The organism is Cereibacter ovatus (genome assembly GCF_900207575.1).
Classification (GTDB): Bacteria; Pseudomonadota; Alphaproteobacteria; order Rhodobacterales; family Rhodobacteraceae; genus Cereibacter_A; species Cereibacter_A ovatus.
This window is the reverse complement of the sequence record NZ_OAOQ01000011.1, coordinates 85,924-98,916: the sequence shown is the minus strand read 5'-3', so window position 1 is coordinate 98,916 and position 12,993 is coordinate 85,924. Positions and strand designations below refer to the sequence as shown.

General features: G+C 67.1%; 16 protein-coding genes. 10 read left to right on the top strand and 6 right to left on the bottom strand.

The features are described from left to right. Window positions 1–77 precede the first annotated feature (77 nt). The 5 genes from CRO07_RS12305 to CRO07_RS12285 all read right to left on the bottom strand — a co-directional run bounded on the left by CRO07_RS12305 (window position 78) and on the right by CRO07_RS12285 (window position 4,754). Window positions 78–1,457 carry a PucC family protein gene (locus CRO07_RS12305; RefSeq protein ID WP_097030980.1) on the bottom strand — a complete coding sequence of 460 codons (1,380 nt, stop codon included), beginning with the start codon at window positions 1,455–1,457 and terminating at the stop codon, window positions 78–80. Window positions 1,458–1,653: 196 nt separating this feature from the next. Continuing rightward, window positions 1,654–1,812 carry a light-harvesting protein gene (locus CRO07_RS12300; RefSeq protein WP_097030979.1) on the bottom strand — a complete coding sequence of 53 codons (159 nt, stop codon included), beginning with the start codon at window positions 1,810–1,812 and terminating at the stop codon, window positions 1,654–1,656. A gap of 15 nt (window positions 1,813–1,827) precedes the next feature. Next, window positions 1,828–1,983: a light-harvesting protein gene (locus tag CRO07_RS12295; RefSeq protein WP_096786228.1), complete on the bottom strand. Its 156-nt coding sequence runs from the start codon at window positions 1,981–1,983 to the stop codon at window positions 1,828–1,830. Between the two features lie 435 nt (window positions 1,984–2,418). Next, entirely contained in the window at window positions 2,419–3,729 is a 1,311-nt protein-coding gene (locus CRO07_RS12290) for an aspartate aminotransferase family protein (RefSeq protein WP_097030978.1), read from the bottom strand. Continuing rightward, a complete protein-coding gene (locus CRO07_RS12285) occupies window positions 3,726–4,754 on the bottom strand; it encodes a phosphotransferase (RefSeq protein WP_097030977.1) in 1,029 nt (342 codons plus the stop codon). The genes CRO07_RS12290 and CRO07_RS12285 overlap by 4 nt, the downstream gene beginning before the upstream one ends. Window positions 4,755–4,958: 204 nt before the next feature. On the opposite strand from CRO07_RS12285, the gene CRO07_RS12280 reads away from it, so the two are divergent. The 6 genes from CRO07_RS12280 (at window position 4,959) to ureC (ending at window position 9,134) form a co-directional block, all read left to right on the top strand. Next, window positions 4,959–5,786 carry an urease accessory protein UreD gene (locus CRO07_RS12280; RefSeq protein ID WP_097030976.1) on the top strand — a complete coding sequence of 276 codons (828 nt, stop codon included), beginning with the start codon at window positions 4,959–4,961 and terminating at the stop codon, window positions 5,784–5,786. Window positions 5,787–5,797: 11 nt separating this feature from the next. Next, window positions 5,798–6,100: an urease subunit gamma gene (locus CRO07_RS12275; RefSeq protein WP_097030975.1), complete on the top strand. Its 303-nt coding sequence runs from the start codon at window positions 5,798–5,800 to the stop codon at window positions 6,098–6,100. Between the two features lie 9 nt (window positions 6,101–6,109). Next, window positions 6,110–6,688 (top strand): HupE/UreJ family protein, encoded by a 579-nt coding sequence (locus CRO07_RS12270; protein ID WP_097030974.1) that lies wholly within the window; start codon window positions 6,110–6,112, stop codon window positions 6,686–6,688. Between the two features lie 10 nt (window positions 6,689–6,698). Beyond that, window positions 6,699–7,004: an urease subunit beta gene (locus CRO07_RS12265; protein ID WP_097031004.1), complete on the top strand. Its 306-nt coding sequence runs from the start codon at window positions 6,699–6,701 to the stop codon at window positions 7,002–7,004. Window positions 7,005–7,028: 24 nt separating this feature from the next. After that, window positions 7,029–7,346, top strand: coding sequence for an antifreeze protein (locus tag CRO07_RS12260; protein ID WP_097030973.1), 318 nt, complete (start codon window positions 7,029–7,031; stop codon window positions 7,344–7,346). Between the two features lie 81 nt (window positions 7,347–7,427). Further along, window positions 7,428–9,134 carry an urease subunit alpha gene (gene ureC / locus CRO07_RS12255; protein WP_097030972.1) on the top strand — a complete coding sequence of 569 codons (1,707 nt, stop codon included), beginning with the start codon at window positions 7,428–7,430 and terminating at the stop codon, window positions 9,132–9,134. 59 nt (window positions 9,135–9,193) lie between these two features. Here ureC and CRO07_RS12250 read toward each other — a convergent pair whose 3' ends face one another. Next, window positions 9,194–9,499 carry a hypothetical protein gene (locus CRO07_RS12250; RefSeq protein ID WP_097030971.1) on the bottom strand — a complete coding sequence of 102 codons (306 nt, stop codon included), beginning with the start codon at window positions 9,497–9,499 and terminating at the stop codon, window positions 9,194–9,196. An 88-nt stretch (window positions 9,500–9,587) separates the two neighbouring features. On the opposite strand from CRO07_RS12250, the gene ureE reads away from it, so the two are divergent. The 4 genes from ureE to urtA all read left to right on the top strand — a co-directional run bounded on the left by ureE (window position 9,588) and on the right by urtA (window position 12,970). Then, window positions 9,588–10,139, top strand: coding sequence for an urease accessory protein UreE (gene ureE / locus CRO07_RS12245; RefSeq protein ID WP_097030970.1), 552 nt, complete (start codon window positions 9,588–9,590; stop codon window positions 10,137–10,139). Then, window positions 10,136–10,768: an urease accessory protein UreF gene (locus CRO07_RS12240; protein WP_097030969.1), complete on the top strand. Its 633-nt coding sequence runs from the start codon at window positions 10,136–10,138 to the stop codon at window positions 10,766–10,768. The genes ureE and CRO07_RS12240 overlap by 4 nt, the downstream gene beginning before the upstream one ends. Continuing rightward, window positions 10,765–11,388, top strand: coding sequence for an urease accessory protein UreG (gene ureG, locus CRO07_RS12235; RefSeq protein WP_097030968.1), 624 nt, complete (start codon window positions 10,765–10,767; stop codon window positions 11,386–11,388). Before CRO07_RS12240 ends, ureG begins: the two co-directional genes overlap by 4 nt. Window positions 11,389–11,698: 310 nt before the next feature. After that, the gene (gene urtA / locus CRO07_RS12230) at window positions 11,699–12,970 is read left to right on the top strand and encodes an urea ABC transporter substrate-binding protein (protein WP_407919631.1); all 1,272 of its coding nucleotides are present in this window, start codon (window positions 11,699–11,701) and stop codon (window positions 12,968–12,970) included. Window positions 12,971–12,993 lie beyond the last annotated feature (23 nt).

Genomic DNA, 12,993 nt, shown 5'->3' with positions numbered 1-12,993 from the left:
GACCGAGGAGCGAACCATCAGGGCGCGTCATCCTCGGTCGTGGGGGGGGTCGGCTTAGCGCAATCGGCTGATTCGGATCAGATCCGCTGGGCGGCCAGTGCCGCGCGCAGCAGCGGCAACACGACCAGAACCGTCAGGACAAGGAACGCCGCCTCAAGCACGAACACGAACAGATAGGGCGTCGCCGCACCATATTGGTGCAGGTCGGGCATCGCCTGGACGATGTCGCGCAGCACGCCCGCCGACGCGACGGCCACCCCCGCGCAGGTGGCCTGAACCGCGCCCCAGGCGCCAAGGGCAAGGCCCACCTGCTCTTTCGGGGCAAGCCGCATCGTGGCGGTCAGGGTGCCGTGGCTGAACAGCCCGCCGCCAAAGCCCACCACCAGCGTGCCGATCACGAAGATCCATGTGCTTGTCATCGGTGTCGCCCCGATCACGGCGAAAAAGCCCGGGATGCCGACGGCGGCGCCCAGTGCGGCCATGCGCATCGGGTCGAACCCGCGCGACAACACCCAGGATGCCAGCCAGAAGCCGATCAGACCGCCGCCGGCGAAGGTCGCGGTCAGCCGCGTCGTCTCGGACACGGTCATGGCCAGCACCTGCCCGCCATAGGGCTCAAGGATCACGTCGGCCATGCCGAAGCCCAGCGTGCCCAGCCCGATCACGACCAGCCCATGCAGCGCGTTCTTGCGGCTGATGAACTCGCGCCAATGCTCGGAAAACTCGGGCTGCTTTTCGGGCTTGACGGTGTAGGCGCGGTTTCGCCCCTCCATCTTCCACAGCGCGACCATGTTCAGGAAGAACACCGCCACCGCCACGCCGGAAATCACCTTGATCAGCTGCGCATCGTGATAAGGTTCCAGCACCCAGCCGAAGCCGATCGATGAAAAGATCATGCTGATCAGCAGCACGACATACATCAGCCCGACCACTTTCGGCTGATCCTCGCGCGGGGCCAGGTCGGTGGCCAGCGCAAGGCCGACGGTCTGGATGGTGTGGACGCCCGCGCCGACCATCAGAAAGGCCAGACCGGCGGACGAGACGCCCAGCCAGAACGGCTGGCCCTCGGCATAGCCCTTGCCGCCCAGCACGATCAGCGCAAAGGGCATGATGGCAAACCCGCCCCACAGCGCCAGCGTGCCCTTGTAGATCCACGGCACCCGCCGCCAACCCAGTGCCGAGACATGGGTATCCGACTTGAAGCCGATCAGCGCGCGGAACGGGGCAAACAGCAGCGGAAGCGAGATCATGATGCCGACGACCGAGGCCGGCACCTCAAGCTCGACGATCATCACCCGGTTCAGGGTGCCGACCAGCAGCACGATCGACATGCCGACGGCGACCTGAAACAGCGACAGCCGCAGCAGTTTGCTTAGCGGAAGATCGTCCGAGGCGGCATCGGCGAAGGGAAGAAAACGCGGTCCGATCCGGACAAGGTGCTCGGCAAAGCGGCTCATGCGTGAGGAATCCCGGGATTGCGCCGTCATGCGGCGAAGACAGAAGGTCGGGCCTCAGGCACGCAGCCCGAACGGACAAGGCGGCGGATACGCGCGCCGCTTGCGCGACGAGCAGGCCGGAACCCTGCGATCCCGGCCTGCTCGGAGGTTGGCTACTGCATGGCGTGGGCCCGAAGGGCCCGCGCCCTTGGCAGCATTACTCGGCTTTCGCCGAGCCCGCGTAGTAGTCGGGCAGCCAGGTCGTGTTGGTCACGATGGCGAGGTGCACGAGGAACGACGAGATCGCGACGGCGCTGAGGAACAGCGGAACGCCGACGGTCGGTTTCACCACGAGCCAGATTTTGCCGTTGGTCATTTCAATATTCTCCTATCAGCCGAGCCACGGGGTCGCAGCGGCGGCGAGGAAGTGCGCGATGAGCGCCATGCCACCGAAAACGCGAGTGCCGAGGATGAGTTGCTTTTGAACTTCTTCGGCTTCGGCAACGGTCAGGCCGCTCGGCCAGACTTTGTTCAGATCGTCAGTCACTGTGTCGTCTCCCAACTGGTAATCGACGTTTTGCGTGTAGGGCCTGCACGCTGGCTTCGATCGAGACCGAGCTTTCCTTGTCCACCTTGCGGTGAGCTTCGGTTCTGCCCGGCTCACATTATGGGTGTCACATCTGGCTGACAGATTCAATGTCAACCTCCCCTTACAAGGCCGTTTTGGGTGCGACTTATTGGCTTCCGTTTTGGCGCCATGGGTTCGGTAAGCGGTTGAAAAGGGACAATTTTGACGCAGGCGCGCGGGAAATTGACGCTGGCTGACCCGGCCCCGGTGCAGCACGGACGGGGTCGTGCGGGCGCCGTGGCCCCCCCTTGGCAAGGGGCCGCCGCATCCCCATGTGGGGGGATTTTTTCGATGAAATTTGGACGCTTGGCCGGTCCACCCCGCTGCTGCCCCGGCGCGGCAGGCGGGCTGGAATCAGGGGTTGGCCGTCAGCACGGCATCAAGCCGGTCAAGAAACAGCGCCGCATCGCTGTCTGAAAACACCAGCGGCGGGCGGATCTTCAGCACATGGCCCTGCGGGCCGGTGGCCGAGATCAGCACCCCCGCTTCGCGCAGGCTGTTGACGATCCGGCCCGCTTTTGCGGCATCGGGGGCGCGCGACTCGGGGTCGATCATGTCGAGCCCGATGAAAAGTCCGGCGCCGCGGACCTCTCCGACCGCAGGATGACGGTGGGAAAGCGCGGCAAGGGCCGCACGGAATCGGCCGCCCACCGCATGCGCGTTCTGTTGCAGACCTTCGGTCTCGATCACGTCCAGCACGGCCAGCGCCGCCGCGGCCGCCACCGCATTGCCGCCGAAGGTGTTGAAATACCGGGCGCGGGCGCCGAATCCGGCGACCAGATCGGGGCGCAGCGCAAGGGCCGCCACCGGATAGCCGTTCCCCATCGGCTTCCCCATCGAGATCATGTCGGGCACCATGCCATGCCGCGCGAATCCCCACATCGCCTCGCCGGTGCGGCCGAAACCGGGCTGCACCTCGTCGGCGATGAACAGGCCGCCCGCGGCGCGGATCGCCTGCGCCGCGGGGGCCAGCAGGCCGCGCGGCTCGGCGAACACGCCGTCGGACGAAAAGATCGTGTCCACCATCAGCGCGGCGGGGCGAATGCCGTGGCGCAGCAGATCGGCGCAGGCGGCTTCCACCGCGGCGGCGAAGCGGGCGTCGGCGCCGGTTGCGGGGTCGGGCGCGGGGATGGTACGCACATGCGGCCCCAGCGCCACCCCCGCCCCCAGCGAGGGCGAGGCCCCTGCCACCGCAAGCGTCACGCCATGATAGGCGTTCTCGGTCACGATCACCCCGGTTCCGCCGGTCGCCTCGAAGGCCAGCCGCAGCGCAAGGTCGTTCGCCTCGGACCCGGTGCAGGTGAACATCACATGACCGATCGCGGCCGGCATCGTCGCCAGCAACCGCTCGGCCAGATCCAGCACCCCTTCGTGCAGATAGCGGGTGTGGGTGGCCAGCGTGGCTGCCTGCCGCGCCACTGCCTCGACCACGCGCGGATGGCAATGCCCGACCGAGGCCACGTTGTTATAGGCATCGAGATAGGCCCGGCCGTCGGCGTCATACAGCCAGACCCCCTGACCGCGCACCAGATGCAGCGGCTTTTCGTAAAACAGCCGGTATGCCGGCCCAAGGGCGGCGCTGCGGCGGGCGATCAGCGCGGCGTCACGCTCGGGCAGGGGGGTGGTGCCGGCGCGAAAGGCGTTGGGCATCCGGTCGGTGGTCATGGGGCGCAGGCCCGGGCGAGGGTGGCCGCCACCTCGCCGTGTGGCAGGCGCATCAGCGCCTCAAGCCCCGCGGCCGAGGCCGGCAGATTGCGCAGGATGTAGGGTGCGTTTTCAGGGTGGCTGGCCGCGCGCGATGAGGCGATGGCGATGGTCGTCACCATTCGCGCTGCCACCAGATCGGGCAGCAGGGCGATTTCTTCGGGCAGCAGCGGATTGGCCTGCGCATAGCCTGCGGCAAAATCGGCCAGTGATCCGGCCGGGTCGCAGGGGTCGATCTGATAGGCCGCCGCCACCCCCGCATCGCACACCCGCGCCGTGCGCACCATGTCCCCGAAATCGATCACCCCGGTGATGCGGGCCTGATCGGTCGGGTCCACCATGATGTTATAGGGATTGAGATCGTTGTGGATCACTTGCCATGGCAGATCGGGCAACCGCGGCGCCACCTCGGCGTCGAAGATGTCCAGCACGCGGCTGGCCAGCCTTGCTGTCGGCGCATCGGGAATCGCCGGCAGCAGCGGCCGCAGTCGCGCGGCATGACGGATGTCCCACAGCAGGTCGTAGTCGGCCGCGGGATGGGTGAAATCCGCCAGTGCCGCCGCCAGCCGGCCAAGGCAATCGCCCACCGCCCGGCGTTGCGCCGCGCCGGCGCGGGCACGCCAAAGCGGCTCTCCCTGAACCCAGCTTAACAGCCGCAACAGGCTGCCGCCGGGAAGGTCCGCCCCGGGCGCCCCGTCCCGGGTGCGGATCACCCGCGGCACCGGCAGGTCTGTGCCTTCCAGATGGATCAGCGCGGCGCTCTGAAATTCGGTCACCGCGCGCGGCTCGGCCGAGTTCGCAATCTTCAACACGAAGGTTCCGTCCTCGGTCACAAGGCGGAAATTCTGGTCGCGTTCCGAGGTAAGACAGGTGGCGCGGCCGGTCAGGCCGAAATGCGTTTCGGCCAGCCGGACGGCTTCGGATTCGGAAAAGGCGGGCGGCGGCGCGCTGAGGAGGGTGCCGATGGGCGGGGCGGTCTGGGGCAAGGCGGGCTCCTCGGGGCTCGGGTCCGGGGGATGATCGGAAATCGCGCGGCGGAAGGAAAGGCCGCGCAGGATTTTTGCGTCGCCTGTTTGGTGGGCAATCTGCCTTTTTGGCGGGCTTGCACCGCCGCGCCCCTGCCGGAAGTGCCCGAATACCGGGCGGGTGCGATTGCGGTCCGGGCTTCGGGCTGATCCGATGGCGCCAAGATGACCGCCCATACCCCCCAGCTTGCCCGTCTTGAACGCAGCCAAGGTGCCGCGCATGTGGCGATGGGCATGGCGCGCGGGGCGGTGCGGTTGCGCGATCTGGCGCAGCGCGGTTCGGCCAAGGCGTTCCTGCCGCATGTCGCGGGGCCGGTGCCCGAGATCGTGTTTCTGAACACCGCGGGTGGGCTGACCGGGGGCGACCGGCTGGATTACAGCCTGACACTGGCCGAAGGCTGCCGTGCGGTTGTCACCACGCAGACCGCCGAACGTGCCTATGCCGCGGGCGAAGGCACCGCGCGGGTGACGGTGGCGCATCAGGTGGGTCGTGGCGGCTGGTTGGACTGGCTGCCGCAAGAGACAATTCTTTACGACGGTGCGGCGCTGGATCGCGAAACCACGGTTGATCTGGCCGAAGGCGCGGGTTGCCTGATGCTGGAAACGGTGGTTCTGGGCCGGGCCGCGATGGGCGAGACAGTGACGCGGCTGGCCTTTCGCGATCTGCGGTGCGTCCGGCACAAGGGGCGCCCGGTTCTGGTCGACCCGCTGGCCTTTGACGCGCATGCGCTGGCGGCGGGGGCGGGGCCGGCGATTCTTGGCGGGGCGCGGGCCTTTGCGACGCTGGCGATGGTCGGGCCGGGGGCCGAGGATGCGCTGGTGCGCGCCCGGGCCGCGCTGGACGAACCGGGGGTCGAGGCCGCGGCCTCGGCGTTTCAGGGCAAACTGGTGCTGCGGTTGCTTGCGCCCGACGGCTGGCCGTTACGGCGGCAGGTGGCGCGGGTGCTGGCCTCCTTGCGTGGGCGCGATCTGCCCCGCGTCTGGCAGTTGTAAGAGAGGAACGGATGAACCTGACACCCAGAGAGAAGGAGAAGCTTCTCGTCAGCCTTGCGGCCATGGTGGCACGCGGCCGCCTGGCGCGGGGGGTCAAGCTGAACCATCCCGAAGCGGTGGCGCTGATCTCGGATTTCGTGATCGAGGGGGCGCGCGAAGGCCGAACCGTCGCCGATCTGATGCAGGCCGGCGCCCATGTCATCACCGCAGAGCAGTGCATGGAAGGGGTGCCCGAGATGCTTCATTCCGTGCAGGTCGAGGCGACCTTTCCCGACGGCACCAAGCTTGTCACTGTCCACCACCCGATCCGCTAAGAGGTTGCCATGCGAATTCATCACCTTGCCGTTGGCCTTGCAACGCTGAGCCTGCTGCCGGCGGTCGCCCATGCCCATCCGGGACATGTCGAAGGCGCGTCGCTGATGATGGGTCTGGCGCATCCGGTCGGCGGTGCCGATCATGTGCTGGCGATGCTGGCCGTTGGCCTGTGGGCGGCCGTGACCGGGGGGCGGGGGATCTGGGCGATGCCGGCGGCGTTTCTGGCCGCGATGCTGGGCGGCGGGGCAATGGGCGCTGCGGGCCTTGAACTGCCTGTGGCCGAGCCGATGATCCTTGCCTCGTCGATCCTGATCGGGGCGGCCGCCGCGCTGGCGCTGCGGCCGGCGCTGCCTCTTGCGCTGGCGGCCATCGCCATGTTCGGCGCGGCGCATGGCGTCGCCCATGGGGCCGAAGGGCCGGTACAGGGCCTTGTGTCATATGCCGCGGGCTTTCTGGTCTCGACAGCGGCGCTGCATGGTGTGGGTCTTGTCGCGGGACTCGCGCTTGCGCGTCTGACGGGGGCGGGTGCGGCGCGCGGACTGGGCGGTGGCACCGCTCTTGCCGGTCTGATTCTTGCGCTGGGTTGAGGGGATGGCGATGATTCCCGGAGAGATCCTTCCCTCGCCGGGCGACATCCTGCTGAACGCGGATCGCGAGCAGATCACCCTTCTGGTCGCGAACACGGGTGACCGGCCGGTGCAGGTCGGGTCGCACTATCATTTCGCCGAGACCAATCCCGGCCTTGCCTTCGACCGGGATGCGGCGCAGGGGATGCGGCTTGATATTCCCGCCGGAACGGCGGTGCGATTCGAACCGGGCCAGACCCGGGAAGTCCGACTTGTGTCCTATGCCGGTGCCCGAGAAGTCTATGGCTTCAACGCCCGGATCATGGGCAAGCTGTAGGACGCACACCGCAGGAGATGCCAGATGGCCCCCACCTTTCCGCTTGCCGACATGATGAAGCTTTCCTGGCAGATGGGGATGATGGTGGTCGAGGCGCAAACCGTGATGACGCTGCGCACGCTGGGCATGATGGGCGTTCTGACCCCGCATCCCCAGGAAAACCAGCGCATGGTGGCCGAGAAAGGCGTGGCCTTCGCCCAGTCGGCCCAGGCTGCGGCCATGGCGGCGATGCAAGGCAAGCACCCGCACGAGGTGGCGGCCGCCGCGCTGCAACCGATCCGCCGGCGGACTCGCGTGAATGCGGCGCGTCTGACGCGGGCGGCAAAGAAACCCCGGGGCTGAGGCTGGTCCGACGCCTCCTTGCGGTGAAGGCCGGTGCTGTGCCGGCCCCCGCCCGGCCCTGTCCGACCTGAAGGAGCGTCCATGCCCACGTCCATTTCCCGCGCGACCTATGCCGCAATGTTCGGCCCCACCACGGGCGACCGGCTGCGCCTTGGGGATACCGATCTGATCATCGAGGTCGAGCGTGACCTGACCACCTACGGCGAAGAGGTCAAGTTCGGCGGCGGCAAGGTGATCCGCGACGGCATGGGCCAAAGCCAGCGCACTCGTGCGCAAGGCGCGGTGGATACCGTCATCACCAATGCGCTGATCGTGGACTGGACCGGGATCTGGAAGGCGGATGTGGGTCTGCGCGACGGGCTGATCTGGAAGATCGGCAAGGCCGGCAACCCGGACACTCAGCCCGGCGTGGATATCGTGATCGGCCCCGGAACCGAGGTGATCGCCGGCGAGGGTCGTATCCTGACCGCGGGCGGGATGGATGCGCATATCCACTTCATCTGCCCGCAGCAGATCGAGGATTCCCTGCATTCCGGCATCACCACCATGCTGGGCGGCGGCACGGGGCCCGCGCATGGAACGCTTGCCACCACCTGCACGCCGGGGCCGTGGCATATCGGGCGGATGTTGCAGGCCGCCGATGCCTTTCCCATCAACCTGGCCTTTGCGGGCAAGGGCAACGCCAGCCTGCCCGCTGCGCTGGAAGAACAGGTGCGCGCTGGCGCCGCCTGTCTGAAGCTGCACGAGGATTGGGGCACCACGCCCGCCGCCATCGACTGCTGCCTGACGGTCGCCGATGCGATGGATGTGCAGGTGATGATCCACACCGACACGCTGAACGAATCGGGCTTTGTCGAGAACACCTTGGCGGCAATCGGCGGGCGAACCATCCACGCCTTCCATACCGAGGGCGCGGGGGGCGGCCATGCCCCCGACATCATCAAGGTGGTGGGGGCGGCGAACGTGATTCCCTCCTCCACCAACCCGACGATGCCCTACACCGCCAACACGGTGGAGGAGCATCTGGACATGCTGATGGTCTGCCATCATCTCGACCGTTCGATCCCCGAAGACGTGGCCTTTGCCGAAAGCCGCATCCGCAAGGAGACCATCGCCGCCGAGGATATCCTGCACGACATGGGTGCGTTCTCGGTGATCTCGTCGGACAGTCAGGCGATGGGGCGCGTGGGCGAGGTCATCACCCGCACCTGGCAGACCGCGCACAAGATGAAGGTGCAGCGCGGGCGGCTGCCCGAGGAAACCGGTGCCAACGACAACCTGCGCGTCCGGCGCTATATCGCGAAATACACCATCAACCCGGCGATCGCCCACGGCGTCTCGCGCCACATCGGCAGTGTCGAGGAAGGCAAACGCGCCGATCTTGTGCTGTGGTCGCCTGCGTTCTTCGGCGCCAAGCCGGACATGGTGCTGCTGGGCGGCATGATCGTCTGCGCGCAGATGGGCGATCCTAATGGCTCGATCCCGGCGCAGCCGTTCTACAGCCGGCCGATGTTCGGTGCCTTTGGCGGCGCGCTTCATGCCAGTGCCGTCACCTTCGTGTCGCAGGCGGCACGGGCCGATGGCGTGGGCGACCGCCTTGGCCTGCGCAAGCAGGTGCTGGCGGTGGAAGGCACGCGCGGCATCGGCAAGGCCGACATGAAACTGAACGCGCATCGCCCGCAGATCGAGGTGAATCCCGAAACCTATGAGGTGCGCGCGGATGGCGAACTTCTGACCTGTCAGCCACTGGCCGAACTGCCGCTGGCGCAGCGGTATTTCCTTTACTGACGCCACGACCCAACGTCGGACGCACCGGGCAAGATGGATCATCGCGTGCGATGCACGGGCTAATGCAGCGGGCAGCGCGGGCGGGGCGCGATCATCGGCGGCGTATCCGCAGCAGGCAGGCAGCGGACCTCGCGGCTGACGCTTTCGCGCCAGTAGCGCGGATCGGACAGAACCGAGCCGGGCAGAAGCGCCGGGTCAAACAGACGGAACCGCCGTTCCGCCACCTCGGCGCGGAACTGAAGCCCGCCTGCGGCTTCTTCGGGGGTGGCGAGGATCGTGGCGCAGATCCTTGCCTCTCTCAGCCGCAGGCGGGCGATGGCCGCCCGGACCTCGGCCAGCTCGTCTGCTGCGTTCGCCTTGTGCATTCCTGCCCCCGTTGCCACTCTGTTCCCCGACACACTGCCGCCCTGCGGTTAACGAATCGCTGATGCCGACCCAAAGAAAGGATCTGCCATGACCGATCTTCCCCAAGCCCGCCGCCTGATGCGACAGGGCGACTGGACCGGCGCGGCCGCGGGATGCGTGCGCCTTGGCCATGACGACCGTTTCCTGCGCCGCAAACGGCTGGAAACCGAAGCCGGCGAGGGCTTTCTGGTCGATCTGCCCGAGACCACCAGCCTGGATGAGGGCGATGCCTTTGAACTGGCCGATGGCCGCCTGATCGAAGTGCGCGCCGCCCCCGAGGCGGTGTTGGTGGTGACCGGTGCGCTGACCCGCGCCGCCTGGCATATCGGCAACCGCCACACCCCCTGCCAGATCGAGGCCGACCGGCTGGTGATCCGACAGGACCATGTGCTCGAGACCATGCTGCGCGGCCTTGGCATGACCGTCGCCGCCGCCACCGAACCCTTCCGCCCCGAGGGGGGCGCCTATGGCCATGGCAGGACCATGGGCCACGACCACGGCCCCGAGATGCATGACCATGGCCATGGCCATCCACATGTGCATGTGCATGTCTCGCGCCAGCCGGACGAGGACGACGCCCCCGACGCCGACCCGGCATGAGCCTTGCGCTCTTGACGCTGGTGCAATGGCTGTCCCCTGCCTTTCCGACCGGGGCGTTCGCCTATTCGCACGGGCTTGAATGGGCGGCGGCCGAGGACGGGCTTTGCGACCGGGACAAGGTCGGGGCCTGGATCACCGATGTCCTGCGCTTTGGCGCGGGGCGGACCGATGCGATCCTGCTGGCCCATGCGCTGAAGGGGGAAGATCCCGACCGGCTGACCGATCTGGCCCGCGCGCTTGCCCCTTCGGCCGAACGCCTGCGCGAAACCGACGAGCAGGGCGCAGCCTTTGCCGCCACCGTTGCGGCGCTGACCGGGCGTCCGCTGCCGCCCCGTCCGCTGCCGGTGGCGATCGGCGAGGCCGCGGCGCCGCTTGGCCTGCCGGTGGCGGATGTGGTGGCGCTGGCGCTGCATGGATTTGCGGCGAATCTGGTCTCGGCTGCGGTGCGATTCGTGCCGCTGGGCCAGACCGAAGGACAGCGCATTCTGGCCGCGCTGCATCCGCTGATCACCGATCTTGCGGCCACGGCCGCCGTGGCGCCGCTGGAGGCGATCTTTACCGCGGCCTTCCGTGCCGATCTGGCCGCGATGCGGCACGAAACCCTGAATGTAAGGATCTTCAAGACATGAACCATGGCCCCCTGCGTGTGGGAATCGGCGGCCCGGTGGGCGCCGGCAAGACCACCCTGACCGAAAAGCTGTGCGCCGCGCTGGCCGACCGCTGTTCGATGGCGGTCATCACCAACGACATCTACACCCGCGAGGATGCCGAGGCGTTGATGCGGGCGCAGGTCTTGCCGGCCAACCGCATCCGGGGCGTGGAAACCGGCGGCTGCCCCCATACCGCGATTCGCGAGGATGCCTCGATCAATCTGGCCGCGGTGGCCGACCTGCGCCGCGCCTTTCCCGATCTGGATCTGATCCTGATCGAATCGGGCGGCGACAATCTGGCCGCCACCTTCAGCCCGGAACTGGCCGATCTGACGATCTATGTGATCGATACCGCCGCCGGGCAGGACATTCCGCGCAAACGTGGGCCGGGGCTGGCGCGATCCGACCTGCTTGTGGTGAACAAGACCGATCTTGCCCCGCATGTTGGGGTCGATCTGGCGCTTCTGGAAGACGACACCCGTCGCGCCCGTGGACCCAGGCCCTATGTCATGGCGCGGCTGCGCAGCGGGCAGGGCGTGGCCGAGATCCTGGCCTTTCTGGAACGCGAAGGCGGTCTTGTCCTGAAGCCTCAGGAATAAGCAGACGACCTGTTTTGCGCCATCCGCGCGCGGCTTCTGCCCGATTTCAGCACTTCGCCCTGTGACTTGCACAAATTGAAGGCGAAACCGCCCGAGCCGACGGGCCGCCCGGCCCCTCGTCTTGCCGCAGACCGGGTGCCGGCGTCATCTGGATGCCGCGAGGGTCGCGCCATGACCGGCCCGGCGCCCGTGGCAGCCAGTGCCGCGGCGGATTCAACGGGGAATGCCAAGTCTTGACAGACCGCGACCGACCTTCGGGACGGACCGGCGACGCTTGGCCAGACAAAAGGACGACGCATATATGATCCGCATGAAGGGATATCTGCTCGGGACCGCGCTCGGGCTGTCGCTTGCGGGGGCCGGTTGGGCCGAAGAGGACACGATCAAGGTCGGCGTCCTGCACTCGCTGTCGGGCACCATGGCGATTTCCGAAACCACGCTGAAGGACACCGTCCTGATGCTGATCGACGAGCAGAACAAGAAGGGCGGGCTTCTGGGCAAGAAGCTGGAAGCCGTGGTTGTCGATCCGGCATCCGACTGGCCGCTGTTTGCCGAAAAGGCGCGCGAGTTGCTGACGGTCTCGGACGTGGACGTGATCTTCGGCTGCTGGACCAGCGTCAGCCGCAAGTCGGTCCTGCCGGTGATCGAGGAACTGAACGGCCTGCTGTTCTATCCGGTGCAATATGAGGGCGAGGAATCGTCGAAAAACGTGTTCTACACCGGCGCCGCGCCGAACCAGCAGGCGATCCCGGCGGTGAACTACTTCCTGAACGAACTGGGCGTGCAGAAATTCGCGCTGCTTGGCACCGACTATGTCTACCCGCGGACCACGAACAACATCCTTCAGGCCTATCTGAAAGACGCAGGCATCCCGGAAAGCGACATCTTCGTGAACTACACCCCCTTCGGCCATTCCGACTGGTCGAAGATCGTGGCCGATGTGAAGGCGCTGGGGGCCGACGGCAAGAAGGTGGGCGTGATCTCGACCATCAACGGCGATGCTAATATCGGTTTCTACAAGGAACTGGCGGCGGCGGGCATCTCGGCCGACGACATCCCGGTGGTGGCCTTCTCGGTCGGCGAAGAGGAACTGTCGGGTCTCGATACCTCGAACCTCGTCGGCCACCTTGCGGCCTGGAATTACTTCCAGTCGGCCGAAAGCCCCGAAAATGAAGCCTTCGTCGCCGCGTGGAAGGCCCGCATGGGCGAAACCCGCGTGACCAACGACCCGATGGAGGCCACCTACATCGGCTTCAACATGTGGGCGAACGCGGTCGCGCAGGCCGGCAGCACCGAGGTTGACGCCGTGGCCGATGCGATGGTGGGCCAGAAGTTCCCGAACCTCACCGGCTCGGAATCCGAGATGCTTGCGAACCACCACCTGACCAAGCCGGTGCTGATCGGTGAGATTCAGGAAGACGGCCAGTTCGACATCGTGTCTCAGACCGAGCCGGTGCCGGGCGATGCCTGGACCGACTTCCTGCCAGAGTCGGCCGTGCTCGAGTCGGACTGGAAGGGCCTGAAATGCGGCATGTACAACACGCAGACCGAAACCTGCGTGCAGATCAAGTCGAACTACTGATCCGGTCGGGGACGGCGCCGCGC